The sequence below is a fragment of the Pontivivens ytuae genome (assembly GCF_015679265.1).
Lineage (GTDB): Bacteria > Pseudomonadota > Alphaproteobacteria > Rhodobacterales > Rhodobacteraceae > Pontivivens > Pontivivens ytuae.
In genome coordinates, this window is sequence record NZ_CP064942.1 from 3,999,388 (window position 1) to 4,020,753 (window position 21,366).

General features: G+C 68.1%; 23 protein-coding genes. 9 read left to right on the forward strand and 14 right to left on the reverse strand.

Annotation, left to right across the window (positions count from 1 at the left end):
• Positions 1-33: 33 nt before the first annotated feature.
• On the reverse strand, positions 34-744 hold the full coding sequence (gene ctrA / locus I0K15_RS19980) for a response regulator transcription factor CtrA (protein ID WP_196103228.1): 711 nt from the start codon (positions 742-744) through the stop codon (positions 34-36).
• A 143-nt stretch (positions 745-887) separates the two neighbouring features.
• Positions 888-1,169 (reverse strand): CtrA inhibitor SciP, encoded by a 282-nt coding sequence (gene sciP / locus I0K15_RS19985; RefSeq protein WP_422393994.1) that lies wholly within the window; start codon positions 1,167-1,169, stop codon positions 888-890.
• 130 nt (positions 1,170-1,299) lie between these two features.
• Between sciP and mnmA the strand changes: the two genes are divergently transcribed.
• Positions 1,300-2,433 (forward strand): tRNA 2-thiouridine(34) synthase MnmA, encoded by a 1,134-nt coding sequence (gene mnmA / locus I0K15_RS19990; protein WP_196103230.1) that lies wholly within the window; start codon positions 1,300-1,302, stop codon positions 2,431-2,433.
• A 91-nt stretch (positions 2,434-2,524) separates the two neighbouring features.
• On the opposite strand, the gene I0K15_RS19995 is transcribed toward mnmA, so the two are convergent.
• Both I0K15_RS19995 and I0K15_RS20000 read right to left on the reverse strand, forming a co-directional pair.
• Positions 2,525-2,845 carry a hypothetical protein gene (locus I0K15_RS19995; RefSeq protein WP_196103231.1) on the reverse strand — a complete coding sequence of 107 codons (321 nt, stop codon included), beginning with the start codon at positions 2,843-2,845 and terminating at the stop codon, positions 2,525-2,527.
• An 11-nt stretch (positions 2,846-2,856) separates the two neighbouring features.
• A complete protein-coding gene (locus I0K15_RS20000; RefSeq protein ID WP_196103232.1) occupies positions 2,857-3,486 on the reverse strand; it encodes an OmpA family protein in 630 nt (209 codons plus the stop codon).
• Positions 3,487-3,652: 166 nt separating this feature from the next.
• Between I0K15_RS20000 and I0K15_RS20005 the strand changes: the two genes are divergently transcribed.
• Positions 3,653-5,032, forward strand: a complete 1,380-nt coding sequence (locus I0K15_RS20005; protein ID WP_196103233.1) for a M20/M25/M40 family metallo-hydrolase — start codon at positions 3,653-3,655, stop codon at positions 5,030-5,032.
• A 119-nt stretch (positions 5,033-5,151) separates the two neighbouring features.
• On the forward strand, positions 5,152-5,589 hold the full coding sequence (locus I0K15_RS20010) for an FKBP-type peptidyl-prolyl cis-trans isomerase (RefSeq protein WP_196103234.1): 438 nt from the start codon (positions 5,152-5,154) through the stop codon (positions 5,587-5,589).
• A gap of 350 nt (positions 5,590-5,939) precedes the next feature.
• Here the strand turns inward: I0K15_RS20010 and serA are convergent, their stop codons facing one another.
• From serA to I0K15_RS20030, 4 genes are all read right to left on the reverse strand, one after another.
• The gene (serA, locus tag I0K15_RS20015) at positions 5,940-7,532 is read right to left on the reverse strand and encodes a phosphoglycerate dehydrogenase (RefSeq protein WP_196103235.1); all 1,593 of its coding nucleotides are present in this window, start codon (positions 7,530-7,532) and stop codon (positions 5,940-5,942) included.
• A gap of 100 nt (positions 7,533-7,632) precedes the next feature.
• Positions 7,633-8,799 (reverse strand): phosphoserine transaminase, encoded by a 1,167-nt coding sequence (locus tag I0K15_RS20020; protein WP_196103236.1) that lies wholly within the window; start codon positions 8,797-8,799, stop codon positions 7,633-7,635.
• 120 nt (positions 8,800-8,919) lie between these two features.
• On the reverse strand, positions 8,920-9,129 hold the full coding sequence (locus I0K15_RS20025; RefSeq protein ID WP_196103237.1) for a hypothetical protein: 210 nt from the start codon (positions 9,127-9,129) through the stop codon (positions 8,920-8,922).
• Between the two features lie 71 nt (positions 9,130-9,200).
• Positions 9,201-9,347: a YjiS-like domain-containing protein gene (locus I0K15_RS20030; RefSeq protein WP_196103238.1), complete on the reverse strand. Its 147-nt coding sequence runs from the start codon at positions 9,345-9,347 to the stop codon at positions 9,201-9,203.
• Between the two features lie 70 nt (positions 9,348-9,417).
• On the opposite strand from I0K15_RS20030, the gene soxR reads away from it, so the two are divergent.
• Positions 9,418-9,858, forward strand: a complete 441-nt coding sequence (soxR, locus tag I0K15_RS20035; protein WP_196103239.1) for a redox-sensitive transcriptional activator SoxR — start codon at positions 9,418-9,420, stop codon at positions 9,856-9,858.
• Between the two features lie 66 nt (positions 9,859-9,924).
• Here the strand turns inward: soxR and I0K15_RS20040 are convergent, their stop codons facing one another.
• Positions 9,925-10,113, reverse strand: coding sequence for a YjiS-like domain-containing protein (locus I0K15_RS20040; protein WP_196103240.1), 189 nt, complete (start codon positions 10,111-10,113; stop codon positions 9,925-9,927).
• A gap of 102 nt (positions 10,114-10,215) precedes the next feature.
• Between I0K15_RS20040 and I0K15_RS20045 the strand changes: the two genes are divergently transcribed.
• Genes I0K15_RS20045 through I0K15_RS20055 form a run of 3 tightly spaced genes read left to right on the forward strand, consistent with a single transcriptional unit; the run spans position 10,216 to position 13,837 of the window.
• The gene (locus I0K15_RS20045) at positions 10,216-11,622 is read left to right on the forward strand and encodes an aminotransferase-like domain-containing protein (protein ID WP_196103241.1); all 1,407 of its coding nucleotides are present in this window, start codon (positions 10,216-10,218) and stop codon (positions 11,620-11,622) included.
• Complete coding sequence (locus I0K15_RS20050) at positions 11,619-12,530, forward strand: DMT family transporter (protein WP_230374199.1); 912 nt, start codon at positions 11,619-11,621, stop codon at positions 12,528-12,530. Before I0K15_RS20045 ends, I0K15_RS20050 begins: the two co-directional genes overlap by 4 nt.
• The gene (locus tag I0K15_RS20055; RefSeq protein ID WP_196103243.1) at positions 12,527-13,837 is read left to right on the forward strand and encodes an MATE family efflux transporter; all 1,311 of its coding nucleotides are present in this window, start codon (positions 12,527-12,529) and stop codon (positions 13,835-13,837) included. The genes I0K15_RS20050 and I0K15_RS20055 overlap by 4 nt, the downstream gene beginning before the upstream one ends.
• On the opposite strand, the gene I0K15_RS20060 is transcribed toward I0K15_RS20055, so the two are convergent.
• Positions 13,801-14,703, reverse strand: coding sequence for a DMT family transporter (locus I0K15_RS20060; RefSeq protein ID WP_196103244.1), 903 nt, complete (start codon positions 14,701-14,703; stop codon positions 13,801-13,803). The two genes, I0K15_RS20055 and I0K15_RS20060, sit on opposite strands and share 37 nt — an antisense overlap.
• A 129-nt stretch (positions 14,704-14,832) precedes the next feature.
• On the opposite strand from I0K15_RS20060, the gene I0K15_RS20065 reads away from it, so the two are divergent.
• Positions 14,833-15,420 (forward strand): hypothetical protein, encoded by a 588-nt coding sequence (locus I0K15_RS20065; protein WP_196103245.1) that lies wholly within the window; start codon positions 14,833-14,835, stop codon positions 15,418-15,420.
• Here the strand turns inward: I0K15_RS20065 and I0K15_RS20070 are convergent.
• From I0K15_RS20070 to I0K15_RS20080, 3 genes are all read right to left on the reverse strand, one after another.
• Entirely contained in the window at positions 15,417-15,902 is a 486-nt protein-coding gene (locus I0K15_RS20070; protein ID WP_196103246.1) for a VOC family protein, read from the reverse strand. The genes I0K15_RS20065 and I0K15_RS20070 overlap by 4 nt on opposite strands.
• A gap of 91 nt (positions 15,903-15,993) precedes the next feature.
• Positions 15,994-17,193, reverse strand: a complete 1,200-nt coding sequence (locus I0K15_RS20075; RefSeq protein WP_196103247.1) for a serine hydrolase domain-containing protein — start codon at positions 17,191-17,193, stop codon at positions 15,994-15,996.
• 39 nt (positions 17,194-17,232) lie between these two features.
• On the reverse strand, positions 17,233-18,003 hold the full coding sequence (locus tag I0K15_RS20080) for an alpha/beta fold hydrolase (RefSeq protein ID WP_196103248.1): 771 nt from the start codon (positions 18,001-18,003) through the stop codon (positions 17,233-17,235).
• 150 nt (positions 18,004-18,153) lie between these two features.
• Between I0K15_RS20080 and I0K15_RS20085 the strand changes: the two genes are divergently transcribed.
• Positions 18,154-19,965 carry a 5'-nucleotidase C-terminal domain-containing protein gene (locus I0K15_RS20085; RefSeq protein WP_196103249.1) on the forward strand — a complete coding sequence of 604 codons (1,812 nt, stop codon included), beginning with the start codon at positions 18,154-18,156 and terminating at the stop codon, positions 19,963-19,965.
• A gap of 103 nt (positions 19,966-20,068) precedes the next feature.
• Here I0K15_RS20085 and I0K15_RS20090 read toward each other — a convergent pair whose 3' ends face one another.
• Positions 20,069-21,289, reverse strand: a complete 1,221-nt coding sequence (locus I0K15_RS20090; protein ID WP_196103250.1) for a pyridoxal-phosphate-dependent aminotransferase family protein — start codon at positions 21,287-21,289, stop codon at positions 20,069-20,071.
• Between the last annotated feature and the right edge of the window lie 77 nt (positions 21,290-21,366).

The window sequence follows — 21,366 nt, forward strand, 5'->3', positions numbered from 1 at the left end:
GATAGGGCGCGGTGCAGGAACGGTCCAGCCCCGTCAGGCGCGGCGGACCGTCTTCCCGTCCTCGACCGGGGCCGGATCGCGCAGCACGTAGCCGCGGCCCCATACGGTCTCAATATAGGTCTCGCCGCCGGTCGCCTGGCTGAGCTTCTTGCGCAGCTTGCAGATGAAGACGTCGATAATCTTCAGCTCCGGCTCGTCCATGCCGCCGTAGAGATGGTTGAGGAACATCTCCTTGGTCAGCGTCGTGCCCTTGCGCAGGGAGAGGAGCTCCAGCATCTGGTACTCCTTGCCCGTCAGGTGCACGGACTGGCCGTCGACCTCCACCGTCTTCGCGTCGAGGTTCACCTTCACCTTGCCGGTCTCGATCACCGACTGCGAGTGCCCCTTGGAGCGGCGCACGATCGCGTGGATCCGGGCGACCAGTTCCTCGCGGTGGAAGGGTTTGGTGATGTAGTCGTCGGCACCGAAACCGAAGCCGCGGATCTTCGTCTCGGCATCGTCCATGCCGGACAGGATCAGGATCGGGGTGTCGATCTTCGATATGCGCAACTGGCGCAGCACGTCATGGCCATGCATGTCCGGCAGGTTGAGGTCGAGCACGATCAGATCGTAGTCGTAGATCCGAGCGAGATCGATACCCTCCTCCCCCAGGTCGGTGGCATAGACGTTGAAGTTCGCGTTCGCGAGCATCAGCTCAATGTTCCGCGCGGTTGCTGGATCGTCTTCGACGAGCAGGATGCGCATCAGCTATCCTCCGGGGCGGACGGCGGCATTATGCCCCCGATCCTCGTAGTTTATCCCTTTTCGCAAGGAAGAGGTTAACGAAAAGTAAATTTCTGCGAAAACTTCCAGAACATCGGCGAAAGCGTCGCAGTATTCGTCTTCAGTCAGGACCGGTAACGCTGCATGGTTGTAACCCGCAACCCATTGGTCCCGTGACGGGCGAGCGATTCCATCCAGCCTGCCAGTTCCTCTTCCGACAGATCGTACATTTCGCACGCCTCATCCTCTGTCAGCATACCGCCCCGCACCGCGGCTGCAACGATTGCCTTGCGTCCGGCGACCCATCTTTTGGTATCGGCCGGCGGAAGGTCGGCGCGCGAGATCGTGCGCCCTTCGTGATCCCGCACGAAGATCGGCCTGTCGGACCGCTTGAGATACATCTGCATTCCCTCCTCAGAGACGAGAGAAGGAATACGGGTGCTCGGCTAACCGGCGGTTAAAGGCGGGATTGTGTCTGCGCTCGATTTGACTATATAGCGCGCGAAATCCGCGACATTTCCGAAACGGAGCGCCGTCATGGCCGAGCTCAACTCCCTGGGCTTCGCGAAAGCCCCCGCCGACACCCGTGTCGTCGTCGCCATGTCCGGCGGCGTGGACAGCTCGGTGGTGGCCGCCCAACTCGCCTCCGAAGGCTACGACGTGGTGGGCGTCACGCTGCAGCTTTACGATCACGGGGCCGCACTCGCGAAGAAGGGGGCGTGCTGCGCGGGCCGGGACATCCACGACGCCCGGCGCGTGGCGGAGACGATGGCCTTCCCGCACTACGTGCTCGACTACGAGAACAAGTTCCGCGAGAGCGTGATCGACGAGTTCGCCGACGCCTATCTGGCCGGCGCGACGCCGATCCCCTGCATCCGCTGCAACGAGCGGGTGAAGTTCCGGGATCTGCTGGAGACGGCGAAGGACCTCGACGCCGATTGCATGGCGACGGGCCATTACATCCAGCGCAAGGCGGGGCCGCAGAAGGCGGAGCTGCACCGCGCTGCGGATCCGGAGCGGGATCAGAGCTATTTCCTATTTTCCACAACGCAGGAGCAGCTCGACTACCTGCGCTTCCCCCTCGGCCATCTGAAGTCGAAGGCGGAGACGCGGACACTCGCGGCGCAATACGGGCTGAGCGTGGCGGACAAGCCGGACAGCCAGGACATCTGCTTCGTGCCCAACGGCTCCTACGCCGCGGTGATCGAGAAGCTGCGGCCGGGCGCGGCGGAGCCGGGCGAGATCGTGCATCTCGACGGCCGCGTGCTGGGCGCGCATCGCGGGGTGATCCACTACACGATCGGGCAGCGCCGGGGCCTCGGCATCGGGGGCGGCGAGCCGCTCTACGTGGTGAAGCTCGATGCGGATGCGCGCCGGGTGATCGTCGGGCCGAAGGAGGCGCTGGCGACGCGGACCGTGCCGATCCACCAGATCAACTGGATCGGCGATCGGGAGTGGGACGCGCTGCCCGACGATGGTGCCGAGGTTCTGGTGAAGGTCCGCTCCACCCGCCCGCCGCGGGAAGCGGTGCTGCGCCGCGGTGCGGATGGCACGGCGGAGGTGGAGCTGGCGCTGGCCGAGGAAGGCATCGCGCCGGGTCAGGCCTGTGTCTTCTATGCGCCCGAGGGCTCCCGCGTGCTGGGCGGCGGCTGGATCCGCGCGGCGGCCTGATCTCGCCTGGAAAAGCTCTCCCGCCCGTCGGTCACCCGGGCGGGCGGCCTCCCGTTGGGCCGGGCGCCGCGCGATGCGCGGCGAACCGGGATCACTGCGTGGTGGTGCGCTCCAGGCTCAGCGTGTTGCCGACGCGCGCGCCCGCGGCCACGTCCGGGGAGTCGCAGCGGGGCGTCCCATCGGGATTGAGACGGTTAGTCAGGTAGCCCTCGAGCCCGTCGTCGATGATCCAGTGCTGGCAGCCCAGCGGGTCGATCCAGAGCGAGGCTTCCATCTCCGACAACAGGTGCGCATCGAGGCCGCGGTCCACGTTCGGGTCGTTGCGGTCGAGCCGTGCGACTTGCGGCGAGCCGGCGCAGGCGCCGAGGGCGAGGAGCGCGAGGCCGGCGGCGGTCTTTGAAACAAACGTCATGACGACACTCCTCACGGCAGAACGGTAATCTCGACACGGCGGTTCGCGGCGCGCCCCGCATCGGTCTGGTTGGGTTGCAGCGGCTCGCTCTCACCCACGCCGCGGGTCTGGGCGCTGAGGCCATAGGTCTCCGCGATGTCGGCGACAGCCTCGGCCCGCGCGAAGGAGAGGCGCAGGTTCGCCTCCTCCGGCCCCTCGCTGTCGGTGTGGCCCTCAACGACGATTTGGGTGCGCCCCTCCTGCTGGAGGAAGCGGAAGAAGGTGTCGAGGTCGCGGATCGCCTGCGGCTGCACCGTGGCACTGCCCGAGGGGAAGGTGGTGTCGGTCGACATCACGAAGTTCTGCGGCGTCGCCCCGGGGCGCACGACGCCGAAGCTGCGCGAGAGCACCGGCGCATCGGCGCGGGCCAGCGCCGGGTTGCAGATCGGCCGGCCGTTAGGCTGAAGCTTCGGCGTCATGAAGCCCTCCGCCCCGGTGTCGAAGACCCAGTGCTCGCATCCATCCGGGTCGACCCAGGTGGCGGAGCGCACGACCACGAGCTCGCCCCCGTCCGTCCGACCCGCCGCCGACGAGAAATCGTCGGTCGAACAGGCCGCCAGGGCGGTCATGGCCAGAACCGCTCCGATCACAGTGATCCGCATCTGAGGTCTCCTCCCCCTTGGATATCTCGACAGACCGGCAGGGTTGCCCCCGTCTTGCCTGCAGCGCTAGTCCAGTCGCAGTCAAAAGTGAATATTTTTTGACCCAGTGGCCGTCGCGTGGGCATTTTGCATCCACCAGCCGAGCGCAAAGAGAAGGATACACCGCATGGGCGATCTCGACACCGTTCTGAGCACCGTGGACCAGGGGCTCGACGCGAGCCTGGAGCGACTCTTCGGTCTTTTGCGTATCCCGTCGATCTCCACCGATCCGGCCTATGCGGGTGATTGCCGGAGTGCGGCGGACTGGTTGGTGGGCGAGCTGGACGCGCTCGGCTTTCAGGCGGAGCGACGCGACACGCCCGGCCATCCGATGGTGGTCGCCCATGGCGGCGAGGCGGGGCCGGAGCTCCTCTTCTACGGTCATTACGACGTGCAACCGGTCGACCCGCTCGATCTGTGGGACCAGCCGCCCTTCGAGCCGGTGCTGGAGGATCGCCCCGAGGGCCGGGTGATCCGGGCGCGCGGCGCCTCCGACGACAAGGGGCAGCTCATGACCTTCGTCGAGGCGTGCCGCGCTTGGCGGGAGGTCCATGGCACCCTGCCCGCCCGCATCACGATCCTGTTCGAGGGGGAGGAGGAATCCGGCTCCCCCTCCCTCGTGCCCTTCCTCGAGGCTAACAAGACGGAGCTCACGAAATCCCTCGCGCTCGTCTGCGACACGGGCATGTGGAACCGGGAGACGCCGTCGATCTGCACCATGCTGCGCGGGCTGATGGGGGAGGAGATCGTGATCCGCGGCGCCTCCCGCGACCTGCATTCGGGGGGCTATGGCGGCCCCGCGGCGAACCCGATCCGCGTGCTGGCGAAGATCCTCGCGAGCCTGCACGACGATCAGGGCCGGGTCACCCTGCCCGGCTTCTACGACGGCGTGCGTGATGTGCCCGAGGCACTGGCCGCGCAGTGGGAGACGCTGGGCTTCGACCCCGCGGCCTTCCTCGGCGGCGTGGGACTGTCGCATCCCGCCGGTGAGGCCGGCATCCCCGCGCTCCACCAGATCTGGGCGCGCCCGACCTGCGAGTTCAACGGGATCGCCGGCGGCTATGCGGGCGACGGGTTCAAGACGGTGCTGCCGGCCGAGGCGCGGGCAAAGGTCTCCTGCCGCCTCGTCTGGGATCAGGACCCGCACGCCATCCGCGCGGCCCTGCGGGAGCGGGTGCGCGAGATGCTGCCGCCCGATTGCGAGGTGGAGTTCCACGAGCATGGCTCCGGCCCCGCGACGGTCATGACTACCGACGATCCGGCCTTCGAGAAGGCGCGCGCGGCCCTCGGCGATGAGTGGCCCGGCGAAGCGGTCTTCACCGGCGGCGGCGGCTCGATCCCGATCTGCGGGCTTTTCAAGGAGATCCTGGGCATGGACTCCATGCTCGTGGGTTTCGCACATGAGGACGACCGCATCCACTCGCCGAACGAGAAGTACGACCTCACGAGCTTCCACAAGGGGATCCGGAGCTGGGTGCGCATCCTCGACGCCCTGTCGCGCGGGTAGGCGATTGGACAGGGGCCGCCCCGCCTGATAGGCGTGCCGCACGATAGTGGTGCGCCTCGCGCGCGCCCCGGTGCCGCCTCACGCACCGCCACCCACTTTCGATATCGGAGGGCCTCAACATGACGAAGGCCGAAAAGGGCGACACCGTCGCCATCCACTACACGGGCACGCTCAATGACGGCACCCGCTTCGACAGCTCCGAGGGGCGCGAGCCGCTGAGCTTCGAGCTCGGCTCCGGCCAGATCATCGCCGGGCTCGACGCTGCGATCCAGGGCATGGACGAAGGGGCGGAGAAGACCGTCACCATCCCCTCGGACGAGGCCTATGGCGCGCACAATCCGCAGCAGGTCCAGACCGTGCCGCGCACCGACATTCCGGAGGATATCCCGGTGGAGCCGGGCCTGCAGCTCCAAGCGAAAACCCAGGACGGCTCGGTGGTCCCGCTGGTGGTGACGAAGGTCGAGGACGGCATGGTCACGCTGGATGCGAACCACCCGCTGGCGGGCGAGGACCTGACCTTCGCCTTCACGCTGATCTCCGTGAAGAAGGCGGCCTGAGCGCAATCCCGTGATCGGGTGATTGAACCGAACGGGGGGTATCCGCATTTAGAGGGTACACCCCTGTGAGCAGCGAGTTCGGGTGCAACCCGTCCCTCGACGCTGACATGCAAGGCCCTCGGGCGATGCCCGGGGGTCTTGTTTGTTTGGGTTTTCCGAAGCTTGGCGGCTCTTCGAGGGGCCACCCCGGACCTGATCCGGGGCCGTTCGAGGCGGCGCGCATCGCCAGCAAACGGTCCCGGCGCGGCGGCCGGGACGGTGGCGGGATTTGCCACCGCCCCGGACGTGATCCGGGGCCTTTCGGTGCTCTGCGGCAAACGGTCCCGGCGCTGCGGCCGGGACGGTTAGGATCAGAACGCGAGCGCTTTCGCCTGCATGATCTGCGGCAGGTTGGCGATCTCCTTCAGCGTCGCCTCCGACAGTTCCTCATCCACACCGAGCAGCGCGATCGCCTCACCATCCTTCTCGGCCCGACCGAGGGCGAAGGTCGCGATGTTGACGTTCAGATCGCCGAGCTTCTGCCCCAGCGCGCCAATGTAACCGGGCGTGTCAGTGTTGGTGGTGTAGAGCATGAAGGGCTGCGGCTCCGCCTCCAGCCCGATCCCCTTGATCTGGATGAAGCGCGGCTTGCCGTCGGAGAAGACGGTGCCCGCCACGGACCGCACCTGCGCCTCGGTCGTGACGATCAGGCGGATGTAGGAGCCGTAGGCGCCCTGCGCATCCTTCCGCGTCTCCGCGATCTTCACGCCCCGCTCCCGTGCCACGATGGGGGCCGAGACCATGTTGACGCCGCCCTCGCCGACCAGCGGCTTCAGCAGGCTCGCGGTCAGCGCGGAGGTGAGCGGGTTGAGGTTCAGCTTGCCGACCTCGCCCACATACTCGATTTCGATCTCGGTGATCGGGTTCTCCGTCACCTGGCCGGCGAAGCCGCCCAGCGTCTCGGCCAGCGCGATCCAGGGCTTGAGGATCGGCGCTTCCTCCGCCGTGACGGAGGGCGCGTTGATGCCGTTCGAGATCGCACCCTTCACCAGGTAATCGCTCATCTGTTCAGCGACTTGCAGGGCGACGTTCTCCTGCGCTTCGGTCGTGGCGGCACCCAGATGCGGAGTGCAGAGGATGTTGGGCGCGTCGAAGAGGACGTTCTCCTTCGCCGGCTCCTCCGCGAACACGTCGAAGGCGGCACCGGCGAGCGCGCCGGAGTGCAGCGCCTCGGCCACGGCGACCTCGTCGACCAGACCGCCGCGGGCGCAGTTGATCAGGCGCGCGCCCTTCTTCATCAGCTTCACCCGCTCGGCGTTGAGCAGGTTGGCCGTCTTGTCGGTCTTGGGCAGGTGGAGCGTCACGAAGTCGGCGACGGGCAGCAGCTCCTCCAGCGTTTCGACCTTGGTGACGCCCAGCTTCTCGGCCCGCTCGTGGCTGAGGAACGGATCGTAGGCCACGACCCGCATCTTCAGCCCCAGCGCACGGTCGGCGACGATGGAGCCGATATTGCCGCAGCCGATCAGGCCCAGCGTCTTGCGGGTGATCTCCGCCCCCATGAAGCGCGACTTCTCCCACTTGCCGGCACGGGTGGAGGCGTCGGCCTCCGGGATCTGGCGCGCACAGGCGAACATCATCGCGATGGCGTGCTCTGCGGTGGTGATCGAGTTACCGAAGGGCGTGTTCATCACCACGATCCCCTTGGCGGAGGCGGCGGCGATGTCGATATTGTCCACCCCGATCCCGGCGCGACCGATGACCTTGAGGTTGTCGGCCTTGGCGATCAGTTCGGCGGTGGCCTTCGTCGCGGAGCGAATGGCGAGGCCGTCATAACTGCCGATGATCTCGGCCAGCTTCTCGGGCTCCTTGCCGAGGCCGGGCTGGAAGTCGACCTCCACCCCGTTGTCACGGAAGATCTGGACGGCGGCTTCGGAAAGCTTGTCGGAAATCAGAACCTTAGGCATGTGTCTTTGTCCTGTATGTTCTATCGGAACCGTCCCGGCCTTGCGCCGGGACCTTTTCATGTTCGAGAAAGGCCCCGGATCAGGTCCGGGGCGGTCGGTGTCAGAGATCGGCCTTGGCGGTGGCGAAAGCCCAGTCCAGCCAGGGGGTCAGCGCCTCGATGTCGGCGGTGTCCACCGTGGCGCCGCACCAGATGCGCAGGCCCGCCGGGGCATCACGATAGCCGTTGATGTCGAAGGCGGCCTCCTGCCCCTCCAACCGCTTCACCATCGCCTTGGTGAACGCCTTCTGCGCGGCGTCATCGAGGCCCGCCACCGTCGGATCGACGATCTTGAGGCAGACGGAGGTGTTGGAGCGGTTGGCAGCCTCCGGCACCAGGTTCTCCACCCAGTCGGTGCGGTCCACCCAGGCCTGAAGGGCGGCGAAGTTCGCATCCGCGCGAGCGTGGGCGGCGGTGACCCCGCCAAGCTCCTCGACCCAGTCGAGCGCATCGGCACAGTCCGCCACGCACCACATCGACGGCGTGTTGATCGTCGCACCGGTGAAGATCCCGTCGATCAGCGCACCGCCCTTGGTCAGGCGGAAGATCTTGGGTAGCGGGCGGTCGGGCGTGTAGCTCTCCAGCCGCTCGACGGCGCGGGGGGAGAGGATGAGGACGCCATGCGCGCCCTCCCCGCCCAGCACCTTCTGCCAGGAGAAGGTCAGCACATCGACCTTCGCCCAATCCACGGGTTGGGCGAAGACGGCGGAGGTCGCATCGACGAAGGTCAGCCCCGCGCGATCATCGGCGATCCAGTCGAAATTCGGGATCCGCGCGCCAGAGGTCGTGCCGTTCTGTGTGAAGCAGATATCGGCATCCATCCGCACCTGTGAGAGATCGGGCAGCGCGCCGTACTCCGCCTCGATCACGCGGCAATCGTCGAGCTTGAGCTGCTTGACGGCATCGGTTGACCAGCCCTTGCCGAAGCTCTCCCACACCAGCATGTCCACCGGACGCGCGCCCAGCATGGACCACATCGCCATCTCGTAGGCGCCGGTGTCGGAGGCGGGCACGATCCCGACCTTGTAGTCGGCAGGCACGCCCAGCAGCTCGGCTGTCTGGTCGATCACGGCCTTCAACTGCCCCTTCGGCCCGGACGCGCGGTGCGACCGGCCGAGATGCGCGCGCGCGGCGACCGCTTCGGCGGACCAGCCGGGGCGCTTGGGACAGGGACCTGATGAGAATTCGGGACGCGCAGGCTTCACCTGCGGCGCGGGAGGGAGGCTCATGGACGGCTCCGTCGTCAGGGCGAAATTCCTGAGCCCGCCCCCGCTCGCCCTTAATCCGGCGACGCGCCCACGGACCGGATATTGCGCGGGCCCATGGGCGTCAATCGCGAATATGTCGCTCTAGAGCTTCCTGTGGCGGAACGCGCGCAGGTGACGTTTCTCATCGGAAACCGTCCGCACCGGAACCGGCGAGTGCGACGGCAGGCCGGGGCCCACCGGAAAGAAGCCGATGTCCCGGCGCAGGGCGGCATTCAGCGGGATCTCCCGCGGTTCCTGGCGCAGCCCCCGGCGCATCCGGCGGACCAGTCTTCCGATCGTCTTCGTGCTCATGTCTCTTACCCCACATACTCCCACGAAGGTCCGAGTGATCCACGAAAGATCTGAACGAGAGGTAAAGAGGATCAGCGCCCGGAATCGTCGCAGGCGCGCGGGCTCCGGGCACAACCGCAGTTGAGGCCGATATCCCTGCGCATATGGGCGTTGAGCTCCAGGAGCAGTGCCCGAGTCCGGCGGGCGCGCCAGCGGCGGCGGAGGATGTCGAGGGCCATCGGGTTTCTCCTTGTCAGAGCGATTGATTCGAGAACACTCTGCGACCTCAAGCGAACTTGAGGTCAAGCGATGCCCGTCCGCGAACTCAGCGTCGGCCAGCTCTCCACCCGGTCGGGGTTGCCCGTCTCCACCCTGCATTACTACGAGGCCGAGGGACTGATCCGGGCCGAGCGGACGGCGGCGAACCACCGGCGTTATCCGCGTGCGATGCTGCGGCGGATCGCGGTGATCAAGGCCGCACAGCGGCTGGGCCTGCCGCTTGCCGTGATCCGCGACGCGATGGCCGCGCTGCCACCGGACCGCGCACCGACGCCCGCGGAATGGGAAGCGATGTCAGAGCGTTGGCAGGCGGAGCTCGACGAGCGCATCGCGCGGATGCAGACCTTGCGCGACCACCTGTCGGCCTGCATCGGCTGCGGGTGCCTGTCGATGGAGAACTGCCCGCTCTACAACGACGACGACCACCTCTCCGAGGAAGGACCGGGGCCGCGGCGGCTCGATCCGCTCTGACATAACGAAAAAGGCCGCCGACGCGGGGTCGACGGCCAGGCTCCGGCGGAAGAGGTTTGCCGGAATTCACTCCCAGAACGGGCGCTCCGCCTCGTGCCGGGCGCGCATCGGATCCACCCCGATATCGCGCAGCAGGTGGCTGTCGAGCCCGGCGAGGCGGCGGCGTGTGCGCGCGCGGCGGGCCCATACCTTGAGGATCGCCGCGAAGCCGCGGCGGGGACCGGTCAGCAGTGTCGGGATCGTCAGGTGGGCCATGGTCGCCTCCTATTGTACCAGTACAAATTGCGGTTTGTGTCGATCCAAACCACGGCTTAGTAGGTACAAATCGGAAGCTCTTCTTTCCAACGGTATTTTGTCATGGGTACAAGATTCGACACCTCCTGGGTTCCCGACCTCGAAGCGCAGCCGGCGCCGAAGTACCGGGCGCTTGCTGGCGCCATCGACGACGCGATCCGCACCGGCGCCCTCGCCCCCGGCGCCAAGCTGCCACCGGTGCGCGAGCTCGCATGGGAGATCGGCGTGACGCCCGGCACCGTCGCCCGCGCCTATCGCGAGGCGACGGATGCGGGGGCGCTCAGGGCCAATGTCGGCCAGGGGACCTTCGTGCGGGAGCGGCGGCAGACCGGGACCTTCATCCCCCTGCATCCGTTGACGTCTCACGCGCAGGAGGGGCAGATCGACCTGCGCAATTCGCGCTCGCCCATTGTCGGGCAGGAAGCGCTGATCAACGTCGCCATCGAGCGGGTGCTTGCCCGCGGCTCCCACGTTCTCGACGACTACACGCGCGCCACCAACGACCTTTCGGCCCGCGATGCGCTGCATGGCTGGCTCGCGAGCGGCGGGGTGGAGACCGAGGTCGACGCCATCGTGCCGACCTACGGCACGCAGCAGGCGGTGCTGGTCGCGATGATGGCCGTGACCTCCGGCCATGATCCGGTCGTGCTGGTCTCGGACCTCGTCTATGCCGGATTCCAGCAGGCGGCGAAGCTGGCGCGGGTCACATTGTACCCCGTCAGAAGCGATACAAATGGACTCAACCCGCAGGCGCTGGAGGAGGCGTGCCGGATCGCACGTCCCCAGGCGATGCTGGTTTCGGCCAACCTGCACAACCCGACCCTCGTCACCATGTCCGAGGAGCGCCGCGCCGCGATTGCCGAGGTCGCGCGAGCCCATGACCTTCAGATCATCGAGGACGACGTCTACGGCTGGCTGCTGGAGGAGCGCCTGCCCTCCTTCCCAACCTTCGCGCCGGAGCGGACGTGGTATGCGACGTCGCTGTCGAAATGCGTCGCCGCCGGCCTGCGCTTCGGCTGTCTCGTCACGCCTCCGGGCCGCGGCGCGGTCGGCCAAGGCATCGTGCAGGCAATGAACTACCGCGTGAGCTCGCTGATCGGGCAAACCGTGGTCGAGCTGATCCAGAGCGGTGAGGCCGACCGGATCCGCGACATGGCGCGGCGGCATCTGGCGGAGCGCGCGGCGCTGACCCAGCGCATCCTCGGCCGCTGGGGGATCGTGACCGCACCCGGTGCGAACTTCGCCTGGCTCGACCTGCCCCATGGCTGGCACCTCGCCGCCTTCGACCGGGCCTGCGTGGATGCGGGCATCCTGATCGCGACGGCGGGGACGTACGTGTTGCCGGGCTCCGACGTACCCAACAAGATCCGCATCTCGCTGGGCATGGGCTACGAGGCGCCGGTCTTCCAGAGATGCCTGGAGCAGATCGACCGGATCCTCGCGAGCCCGCCGGTGGAGCTGATGGCGTGAGCGTCGTCGCCGCCCCGCGGGCGAGCGGGCGCGACTGGCTGTTCCTGGGCCTGCTCGGGCTGATCTGGGGCGGCTCGTTCCTCGGCGTGGAGCTGGCGCTGACCGGCTTCGGCCCGCTCACGATCGCGGCGGCGCGCATCGCGATGGCGGCTCTCTTGCTGGGCGCTATTGCGGCGATGCAGGGCGGCCTGCCCCGCTGGAGCGCGCCGCAGGGCAAGCGCATCTGGGGCCACATCCTCGTCATGGCGCTCTTCACCAACGCGATCCCGTTCTGCCTGTTGAGCTGGGCACAGCGGGAGGTGAGCTCCGGTTTCGCAGGCATCACCATGGCCGCGGTGCCGCTGATGGTGCTGCCGCTCGCGCATCTGATGGTGCCGGGCGAGCGGATGGATACGCGGCGGGCTGTCGGCTTTCTGACCGGGTTTGCGGGCGTTGTAGTGCTGATCGGGCCGGACGGTGCGTCGGGCGGCGGGGACGCGATCCACCGGATCGCCTGCGTCGCGGCGTCGGCCTGCTACGCCATCGGGTCGATCAACACGCGGCTCTGCCCGCCCGTCGGGCTGATCGCTTATTCGGCGGCGGGGCTGATGGTGGCGGCCCTCGTGCTGGTGCCGACGGCACTCGTCATCGAGGGCGTCCCCGCCCTGCCCGGCCTCACAGCATTTGGCGGCCTGCTCTATCTCGGCCTGCTGCCTACCGCGCTTGCGACATGGATGCTCGTGAGCGTGACGCGCAGCGCCGGGCCATCGTTCCTGTCGCTGGTGAACTACCAGGTGCCGATCTGGGCGGTGCTGCTCGGCGTCACGGTGCTGGGCGAGGCGGTGCCGCCGACCTTCGCGCTCGCGCTCCTCCTCATCGTGGCGGGCCTTGCGGTGAGCCGCCCGCGCGCGCAACGTCTGGGCCCATGAAGGAGATCACCAACCGGCGCGTCCTGACCATCGCGGGACCCATCGTCCTGTCGAACGCGACCGTGCCGCTGCTGGGCCTCGTCGACACCTATGCGGTCGGCCAGCTCGGCGAGGCGGAACCCATCGGGGCGGTCGCGCTGGGCGCGATCATCCTCAGCGGCGTCTACTGGATCTTCGGCTTCCTCAGGATGGGCACGACGGGGCTGGTGGCTCAGGCCACCGGGCGGGGAGATGTTCCGGAGCGCGACGCGCACCTCTCTCGCGCGCTCATGATCGCGCTGGCCGGCGGCCTCGGCCTAATCGCGCTGCAGTGGCCCATCGCGCAGCTTGCCCTGACCATCGCGCCCGCGAGCGCGGATGTGGAGGAGCTGACCCGCGCCTATCTCTTCACCCGCATCTGGGGCGCGCCCTTCGCCATCGCGGTCTATGCGCTGACCGGCTGGCTGATCGCGCAGGAGCGGACGGGCGGCGTGCTGGTCGTGCAGATGGGCATGAACCTCACCAATATCGTGCTGTCGCTGTGGTTCGTGCTGGGCCTCGACATGGGCGTGACCGGTGTGGCCGTGGCGACCGTGATCGGCGAGGTGCTGGGCGCGGCGCTCGGCCTCTGGTTCTGTCGGGAGGTCTTTCGCGCGCCGCACTGGCGCGACCGGGCGCGGCTGCAGAATGCCGCGGTGCTGCGCGACATGCTGTCGGTCAACAGCGACATCATGATCCGGTCGGTGCTGCTGCAGCTCTGCTTCATCTCGGTGACGTTCAGCGCCTCGGGCCTCAGCGACGTGACGCTGGCGGCGAACCAGATCCTGCTGCAGTTCTTCTATCTCACGGCCTATGCGCTCGACGGGTTCGCCTTCGCGGCTGAGGCCATCGTCGGCACGGCCTTCGGCGCCGGAGATCGGGCGCGGCTGCGGCGCGGGGCGCGCCTGACGAGCCTCTGGGGCCTCGGATCGGTCGTGGTCGTCGCGGTTATCTTCGCCGTGTTCGGCAGCGCGATGATCGGCGAGATGACGACGGCCGTGCCGGTGCAGGAGGAGGCGCGGAACTATCTCGGCTGGATGGTGCTCGCCCCCATCGTGGGGCTGCCGGCATTCATGCTCGACGGGATCTTCATCGGGGCGACGCGGACCAAGGACATGCGTAACATGATGATCCTGTCCTCGGCGCTCTATGCCGTATCGCTTGTCGTGCTGTTGCCGCTCTTCGGCAATCACGGGCTGTGGGCGGCGCTGATGGTGTTCTTCATCAGCCGCGGCATCACGCTGGGCCTGCGCTATCCGGCGCTTGAGGCAGCGGCGGTGCGGACCTGAGGCTCCGGCCGATTGCGCGCAAAAAGGAGCCCGCCGAGGATCAGGACGAAGCCGAGGAGGAGTTGCGCCGACACCGGCTCGCCCAGCACCGCGACGCCCAGGAACCCCGCCCAGACCGGGATCAGGTAGCTGACGGAGGAGGAAAAGACCGGCCCGGCCCGCCGCACGACCCAGTAGCGGAGGAGTTGCGCGGCGCCGGTCTGCACCAGCCCCAGCACGCCGAGGGCGATCAGCGCGGAACCCGGTGCGATCTGCTCCGCGAGCGCGCCGGCTCCAAGAGGTGCGACGACGATCGCGGCGAAGAGTTGGCTCGCCGCCGTCGCCTGCACCGGCGGCAGTTCGGGCATCCGGCGCACCAGCACGGCGGAGAAGCCGTAGCACGCGGCCGTCCCCAGCAGGGCCAGTTGCGGCAGCAGGGGTGCGGTGCCCACCGCCAGCACCGACGGCCCGATCAACACCGCGATCCCGGCGAAGCCCACGAGGAAGCCGACCCAGCGCCGCGGCCCGATCGGGGTCCCGAGGATCAGCCGCGCCAGCACCAGGATGAAGAGCGGCGAGGTCGCGATGAAGATCGCGGCCACCGAGGACTCCACGTGCTGCTGCGACCAGGTGAGCAGCGAGAACGGCAGCGCCAGCGAGGTGATGCCGATCACAGCGCACCACGCCCAGTGGTCGAGGCGGCGCGGCAACCCCTGCCCGCTCGCCATCGCCGCGATCACCAGCACCAGTGCTGCGAGTGCGGCCCGGCCGCTCACCACCGCCATCGGGCCGAAGCCCGACAGCGCGACCTCGGTCAGCGCGAAGGCCGAACCCCATGTGATCGTCAGCGCCGCAACAGCGGCGTAGCTCGGCCAGTCTCTTTGCATAGCGGTGTGCATCTGCCGTTCGTGCCGCGGAAATCAAGCGGAATGCTTCGGCGCGGGCCGCACCACCGTCATCGGGCCGTCGCAGCCGCGACGGTAGGATCGCGCGATCCGCATATTCAGGAGTGAGATATGTCCCCCCGGTTTTCCCATGTCCTCGCTGTTTTTCTACTCGCGCCGCTGCCCTTCGCGGCACAGGTGAGCCCTGCCCCGCGCGTCGATGTGCTGGTCGAGGCCATGCGCGCGAACGACTGCCGGATCGACGAGCCGGGGATCGGCGCGCTCCTCTCAAGCGGACAGATGGGCGAGCGGGAGTTCCAGATCACCGCCTTCGTGCTCACGGATCTGGGTCTCGCGACGGTGGACGAGGCGACACGGGTGGCGACGCTGTCCGCCCCGCTCTGCACCTCCGACGCGCCGCTGACCGGGGAGGTGCGCGCTCGCCTGCGGGTCGAGGCGCTGAGCCCCGAAGACGGCGTCGCCCTGATCGAAAGCGCGATGGCGCGGGAGGGCTGCAAGATCCTGATCCCGCAAAGCGAGCAATTCGTCGACACCGCCTCCGCCGGGGCGCGGGAGGAGCTGGGTCTGCCGCAGGAGATCGGGGCGGAGAATGTCCGGATGCTGAACTACGTGCTCTCCGAAGGGATGGAGCGGCTCGCCCTCGACGGCCGCCTGACCGAGACCGGGGACGTGATCACGCTCTCGGAGTGCCCGCGCTAGGCCTCGGCCAGCAGTGCGCGCAGGTCCAGCCGCTCGGTCGTCATGACGAGGTTGCCCGCGGCGTCGCGCGGCCACTCCGCCTGCGGGCGGTCGCGGTAGAGTTCCACCCCGTTGCCGTCGGGATCGCTCAGATAGACCGCCTCGCTGACGCCGTGGTCCGAAGCGCCCTCCAAAGCGATCCCGGCCGTGCGGACCCGATGCACCGCGGCGGCGAGGCTTTGACGGTCGGGAAACAGGATCGCGACGTGAAACAGGCCCGTGTGGCCCGGCGGCGGAGGAGTGCCGCCCGCGCTCTGCCAGGTGTTCAGCGCGATGTGGTGGTGATAGCCGCCCGCGGACAGGAATGCAGCGCTGTCGCCGTGGCGAAGCTGGACCTCGAAGCCGAGGACATCGCGCCAGAAGCCGAGCGCCCGGCCGAGATCGGCGACCTTGAGATGGGTATGGCCGATCCGGGTCTCCGGCGGCAGGACGGGCTGGCTCATCATCGCCTCCATTCGTGTTTCCGATATGGATATGATGACTTCCGCCACGGCGGACAGCGTGAAAAACGGCAACAATCTGTGTCCGGGCGGATCAGCCCGCGATGTCGTCGGCGATGGCCCGGAACAGCGCGATGTAGCCCTCCTCCACCCGCGCCCCCTGAAAACCGGGGTCGGCGGAGTTGATGACGATGACAACGTTCGCAGCGGGATCGATGTAGAGATACTGGCCGTAGATGCCCGTCGCATAGGTCTCCCCCGGCGTTGCGTTCGGCGGCATCCACCACTGGTAGCCGTAGCCGATCTGGGTCTCGGTGGCCGGGCGCAGGTCGCTCGGCGCGGTGCTCTCGACGATCCAGTCCTCGGACACGATGCGCCGCCCGTCGATCTCGCCACCATTGGCCACCATCAGGCCGAAGCGCGCGTAGTCGCGGGTGGTGAGGTTGAGACCGCCGAGGACGAAGGCCGTGTCGTAACCATCTATGATGTAATAGGGATTATGCTCAACACCCAGCGGCTCGATGACGCGCTCCGCCATCAGGTCGGGGATGGAGCGGCCGGTCGCACCACGGATCACCATCCCGATCACGTGGGTGTCGATGGAGACGTATTGGAACGCCTCACCGGCGGGCCGATCCCGCTCCGTCAACCCCGCGGCGAACGCATCCATCGACCGGCCGAGCGCAAGAACGCGGCCCATCCGGTTGATATCGCTGTTATAGTCGAAATAGTCCTCATCAAAGCTGACGCCGGAGGCCATGTGCAGCACGTCGCGGATGCGCACGCCCTCATAGGCCGAACCGATGAGCTCGGGCGCGTAGCGCTCCACCGGGTCGTCGAGGGAGGCGATGGCGCCCTCCTCCACCACGGTGCCGAGCAGGACCGACAGGAAGGATTTGGCGACCGACCAGCTGATGCGCGGATCGTCGGCGGTGGTGCCCTGGAAATAGGCTTCATGCACCAGCGCGCCGTCGTGCAGAACGACGAAGCCGGTGGTGCTGCGTTGCGCGAGCCAGTCCTCGACACGGATCTTTGCCCCGTCGTGCTCGAATGTCTCCGGCAACGCGCGGGCCGCGGTCTCCAGCGGCGTCAGGGGACCCTCACCGCGGTGGAGCGCCGCCGTCTCGAACATCGTGTCCATAGCGGAGAAGTTGGCCACGATCCGGTCCGCCTCGAACAGCGTGTTGACCCGGACCAGACGCTCGATCCGATCGCGGTTCAGGAGTGCCATCACGGCGACGACCAGCACGAGGAGCCCGCCGAGCCGCAGGCTCCACTTCAACACGGAACGCATTCCGATCCCTTCCCTTTTCGGCCCTTGGGGCCTTTGCGATCAGGCTGACAGGAAGCGCTCCACCACGTCAACGAAGACGCGGGGTTGTTCGGCGTGCAGCCAGTGACCGGCGCCTTCGATCTCCTCGAACCGGGCATCGGGGAACTGCTCGCGGATGGCGGGGCGGTGGGCCTCCGTCACGTAGTCGGAGGCGCCACCGGCGAGAAACAGCGCCGGGCCGTCGAACCGCCCTGCCTGCCCGGTCCAGCCGATCGTATCGGGCATCCCGTCGGCGAGCGCGTCGAGGTCGAGCTTCCAGCGCAGCTCCGCGACATCGAGGCTTTGCAAGAGGAACGCGCGCACGCCCGCGTCGGAGATCGTCTGGGCGAGCCGGGCATCCGCCTCCGACCGCCGGGTGACGCCGTCGAGGTCGAGGCTGCGCATCGCCTCGATATGGTGCATGTGGCTGTGCTCGTAGGCGACCGGCGCGATGTCGGCGACCACGAGGCGGCGCAGGAGCTCAGGCCGGGTCAGGGCCAGCTGCATCGCCGCCTTACCACCCATGGAGTGGCCCAGAAGATCGACCTGACAGCCGAGATCCGCGACGACCGCAGCCAGATCGTCGGCCATGCTCTCGTAGTCATGCGGCCGCGCCCGCGGGCTGTCGCCGTGGTTGCGCATGTCCACCGCGATCACCTGCCGCCCTGCCGACAGACGTTTTGCGATGGCGCCCCAGTTGCGAGCTGAACCAAAGAGCCCATGTGCAATCAGAAGTGGTGTCGCGTCATCACGGGGGTCGCCCGACGTTACCCGTTGCAGCTCTACGGCCATGTCATATCCCTCTGCGCGCCTTGCGGACGATTGCTCCGGCGGATGCTCGCGTGTTAGCGGTGAACAAAGCCGGGGTGAACGGTGTCGGCGGTCCGACCCCTATACCGCGAGGTCATCACATGTCCATCCAGGGGAAGGGAGACGGACACCGTGGAGGCGGAGAACGATCGGACGGTCAAGGCGAGGCTGCGGCTGATCGCGACGACCGACCTGCACATGTCGATGACCGCGGAACCCCTGCCCGGCGCCGCGAACGGCACGGCGGGTCTGGCGGGCCTCGCAACCGCCATCGAGGCGGCGCGGTGTGAGGCGTCGACGGCCTCCCTGCTCTTCGATGTCGGCGACACCCTGCAGGGCAACGCGATGGCCGACTACATCGCGCAGCTCTGCTCCGATCAGCCGCATCCGATCTACAGCGCTTTCAATGCCTTGGGCTACGACGCGGTCACCTTCGGCAATCACGACGTGGACTTCGGGCTCGACATCTTCGACGGCTTCCGGGGGGCGCTGAGCGCACCGATGGTCAACGCCAACATGACCCGGCGGGACGGGGGGCCGGGCTGGCGCGCCTTCGAGATCATCGAGAAGGAGATCGCCCCGGGCTCCACCGTCCGGATCGGTGTCACGGGCGTGCTGCCGCCGCGCGTCATGCGCTGGAACCGGCACCACCTGCACGACCGGGCCGAGGTGGCACCCTGCGCCGATGCGGTGGAGGCCGTGCTGCCGCAGATCCGCGCCGCGGGTGCCGATCTCGTCGTCGTGCTCGCCCATTGCGGGATCGTGCCGCCGGGTCATCCTGACGAGGACGAGCAGGCGGCCCTCGCCATCGCGGCCCTGCCGGGCGTCGACGTGGTGCTCTGCGGTCATCAGCACCGGACCTTTCCGGGACAGGACATCCCGCCGCTCGGCGACCGGATCGATCCGATCCGCGGGACGCTGGACGAGAAGCCGGCGATCATGGCCGGCTGGAACGGGGAGAAGATCGGCGTGCTCGATCTGGAACTCGAGAAGGCGAACGGAGCCTGGCGCGTGGCGGGCCACCACACGGGCTTCCGGGTGGCGGGCGCGCCCGACCGGCGGGTGGTGGATCTGGCCGCACCGTATCTGGAGGCCACCCGCGACCGGCTGTCCGAACCGCTCGGCCGGACCTCGGTCCCGCTCGACACCACGCTGGCGGCCCTTGCCGACAGTGCCGCGGTGCGCGTGATGCGCGCGGCGTTCGAGGCGGCGGGCAAGGCAGCGCTCGCCACCGACACGCCGGTGATCGCAGCCGCCTCCCCCTTCCGCACCGGAGGCCGGTCGGGACCGCAGGCCTTCACCCGCATCCGGGCGGGGACGCTGACGCGCGGCGATGTGGCTGACCTCTGCCCCTATCCCAACCGGATGGTCGCGATTTCGGCGACCGGGCGAGACGTCGTGGACTGGCTGGAGATGGCGGCCATCCATTTCGAGACCTTGAGTGCCACCGGCCCCACCCGCCGCCTGCTGCAGCCGGACGTGCCGGGCTACAACTTCGACTCGCTCTCGGGGCTCAGCTACGAGATCGACGCGACGCAGCCGCCGCGCTTCGACGTGGGCGGGATGCTGCTGGATCCCACGGCGCGGCGGGTGCGCAACCTGATGCGTGACGGTCGCCCGGTGCGTGACGAAGAGCGGTTCGTGGTCGTTGTCAGCAGCTACCGCGCGGGCGGCGGCGGCAACTACCGCCACCTGCCGAACCTGCCGCTGGTCCATGACGACCTCGGCCTGATGAGCGACATCGTCGCGAACTGGGTGAGCGCGCAGCCCGAGGGCATCTCGCTGCCGCTGCCGGTCTGGCGCCATGCCCCCTCGCAGCCCGTCGAGGCGGACCTGCGGACCGGGGCACCGCTGGAGATCGGCGGCACCATCCCACCGCTGCGCCCGCTCGGCGAAACGGTGGAGGGCTGGCGGGACTGGCGTGTGACGCTGGGACGGCGATAGGCTATTCGATTTCAGACGGTTAGCGAGGAGAGCTAAAGTATTGGGCCAGCTATTCAGCTCGCCCAGCTCTCAGCAAATCAACCGCACCCAGAGTTGCTCGACCTCACGCCGTCCGCGCCTGCGCCGGACGGCTAGCCTCGACGATCCCGGAAATCGCGGCGTCCAGCGCTCCGGACCCGTGCGGCAGGCCGAGCGCCTTCAGCCCCGCATCCACCACCGCCAACGTGCCCAGCAGCGAATGCGGGCTCAGGTGGCCCATATGGCCGATGCGGAAGAGCTCCGCCCCCACGTTGGAGTTCATGTCGAGCGCGAGGCCGACGCCCAGCGTGACCCCCATCTGATGCTCGCACCACTGGCGCAACGGCTGCGCCTGCCCGCCTTCGATCCGGAATGTCGTGACGGCGATCGAGCGGTGCGCGCGGTCCACGACATTGGGCACGACGACACCGCCCTCCGCCCAGGCCTCCGCCGCGTTCCAGACCGCCTCGGCCAATGTCGCGTGGCGCGCCCAGGCATTCTCGACACCCTCCTCGTGCACCAGCATGTCCAGCGCCTCGCGCAGGCCGTAGAGGTGATGGGTCGGCGCAGTTCCCGCGAAGCGCTGGTAGAAGAGTTCGGGCCGCGCCCGCCGCTCCCAGTCCCAGTAGCCGGAGCGCAGATCGGCGTGCTCCCACGCCGCCCAGGCCCGCGGCCCGTGATAGACGAAGCTTACGCCGGCGGGCGTCATCAGGCCCTTCTGGCAGCCGGTGACCATCACGTCGACATTCCAGGCATCCATCTCGAACGGCTCACAGCCGAGCGAGGCGATGCAGTCGACCATGAAAAGCGCCTCGTGCCCCGTCGCGCGGATCGCCCGCCCGAGCGCTGCGATGTCGTTGCGCACGGAGGACGCGGTGTCGGTTTGCACGCAGAGCACCGCCTTGATCCGACCGTCATCGGCCTTCAGGGCCTCGACCACCTGCTCCACATCGATCGGCGCGCGGGGGCCGAAGTCGATCATGTCGGTGGTCACGCCCAGTTTCTCCGCCATCTCGCGCCAGCCTTGCGCGAACCGGCCCGTCGCGAGCACCAGCACGTGGTCGCCGCGGGAGAGCACGTTGCAGAGCGCCGCCTCCCACGCGCCATGCCCGTTGGCGATGTAGAAGGAGACGTCGTGCTCCGTCCGCGCCACCGTCCTGAGGTCCGCGACGAGGCCGGGCATCATGTCCACCAACTCGCCCTCGTAGATGTTGGGCGAGCCCCGGTGCATCGCCCGCTGCACCCGCTCCGGCGCGGGGCTGGGGCCGGGAATGGCTAGCACGGTCTGTCCGAAGGCGAGCGACATGGGCGGTTCTCCTTTGCTCATGGAATGAGACGCGGCATCCGCCGCCCTGTCCAGCAGCACGTGAATCAAAAAATGTG

Coding starts and splice junctions, on each gene's coding strand:
- I0K15_RS20060 (WP_196103244.1), bottom strand. CDS start 14,703: ATGCAAAGAGACTGGCCGAGCTACGCCGCTGTTGCGGCGCTGACGATC.
- sciP (WP_422393994.1), bottom strand. CDS start 1,169: ATGCAGATGTATCTCAAGCGGTCCGACAGGCCGATCTTCGTGCGGGAT.
- mnmA (WP_196103230.1), top strand. CDS start 1,300: ATGGCCGAGCTCAACTCCCTGGGCTTCGCGAAAGCCCCCGCCGACACC.
- ctrA (WP_196103228.1), bottom strand. CDS start 744: ATGCGCATCCTGCTCGTCGAAGACGATCCAGCAACCGCGCGGAACATT.
- I0K15_RS20055 (WP_196103243.1), top strand. CDS start 12,527: ATGAAGGAGATCACCAACCGGCGCGTCCTGACCATCGCGGGACCCATC.
- I0K15_RS20020 (WP_196103236.1), bottom strand. CDS start 8,799: ATGAGCCTCCCTCCCGCGCCGCAGGTGAAGCCTGCGCGTCCCGAATTC.
- serA (WP_196103235.1), bottom strand. CDS start 7,532: ATGCCTAAGGTTCTGATTTCCGACAAGCTTTCCGAAGCCGCCGTCCAG.
- I0K15_RS20000 (WP_196103232.1), bottom strand. CDS start 3,486: ATGCGGATCACTGTGATCGGAGCGGTTCTGGCCATGACCGCCCTGGCG.
- I0K15_RS20010 (WP_196103234.1), top strand. CDS start 5,152: ATGACGAAGGCCGAAAAGGGCGACACCGTCGCCATCCACTACACGGGC.
- I0K15_RS20075 (WP_196103247.1), bottom strand. CDS start 17,193: ATGCGTTCCGTGTTGAAGTGGAGCCTGCGGCTCGGCGGGCTCCTCGTG.
- I0K15_RS20090 (WP_196103250.1), bottom strand. CDS start 21,289: ATGTCGCTCGCCTTCGGACAGACCGTGCTAGCCATTCCCGGCCCCAGC.
- I0K15_RS20070 (WP_196103246.1), bottom strand. CDS start 15,902: ATGAGCCAGCCCGTCCTGCCGCCGGAGACCCGGATCGGCCATACCCAT.
- I0K15_RS19995 (WP_196103231.1), bottom strand. CDS start 2,845: ATGACGTTTGTTTCAAAGACCGCCGCCGGCCTCGCGCTCCTCGCCCTC.
- I0K15_RS20040 (WP_196103240.1), bottom strand. CDS start 10,113: ATGGCCCACCTGACGATCCCGACACTGCTGACCGGTCCCCGCCGCGGC.
- I0K15_RS20005 (WP_196103233.1), top strand. CDS start 3,653: ATGGGCGATCTCGACACCGTTCTGAGCACCGTGGACCAGGGGCTCGAC.
- I0K15_RS20045 (WP_196103241.1), top strand. CDS start 10,216: ATGGGTACAAGATTCGACACCTCCTGGGTTCCCGACCTCGAAGCGCAG.
- soxR (WP_196103239.1), top strand. CDS start 9,418: ATGCCCGTCCGCGAACTCAGCGTCGGCCAGCTCTCCACCCGGTCGGGG.
- I0K15_RS20065 (WP_196103245.1), top strand. CDS start 14,833: ATGTCCCCCCGGTTTTCCCATGTCCTCGCTGTTTTTCTACTCGCGCCG.
- I0K15_RS20080 (WP_196103248.1), bottom strand. CDS start 18,003: ATGGCCGTAGAGCTGCAACGGGTAACGTCGGGCGACCCCCGTGATGAC.
- I0K15_RS20025 (WP_196103237.1), bottom strand. CDS start 9,129: ATGAGCACGAAGACGATCGGAAGACTGGTCCGCCGGATGCGCCGGGGG.
- I0K15_RS20030 (WP_196103238.1), bottom strand. CDS start 9,347: ATGGCCCTCGACATCCTCCGCCGCCGCTGGCGCGCCCGCCGGACTCGG.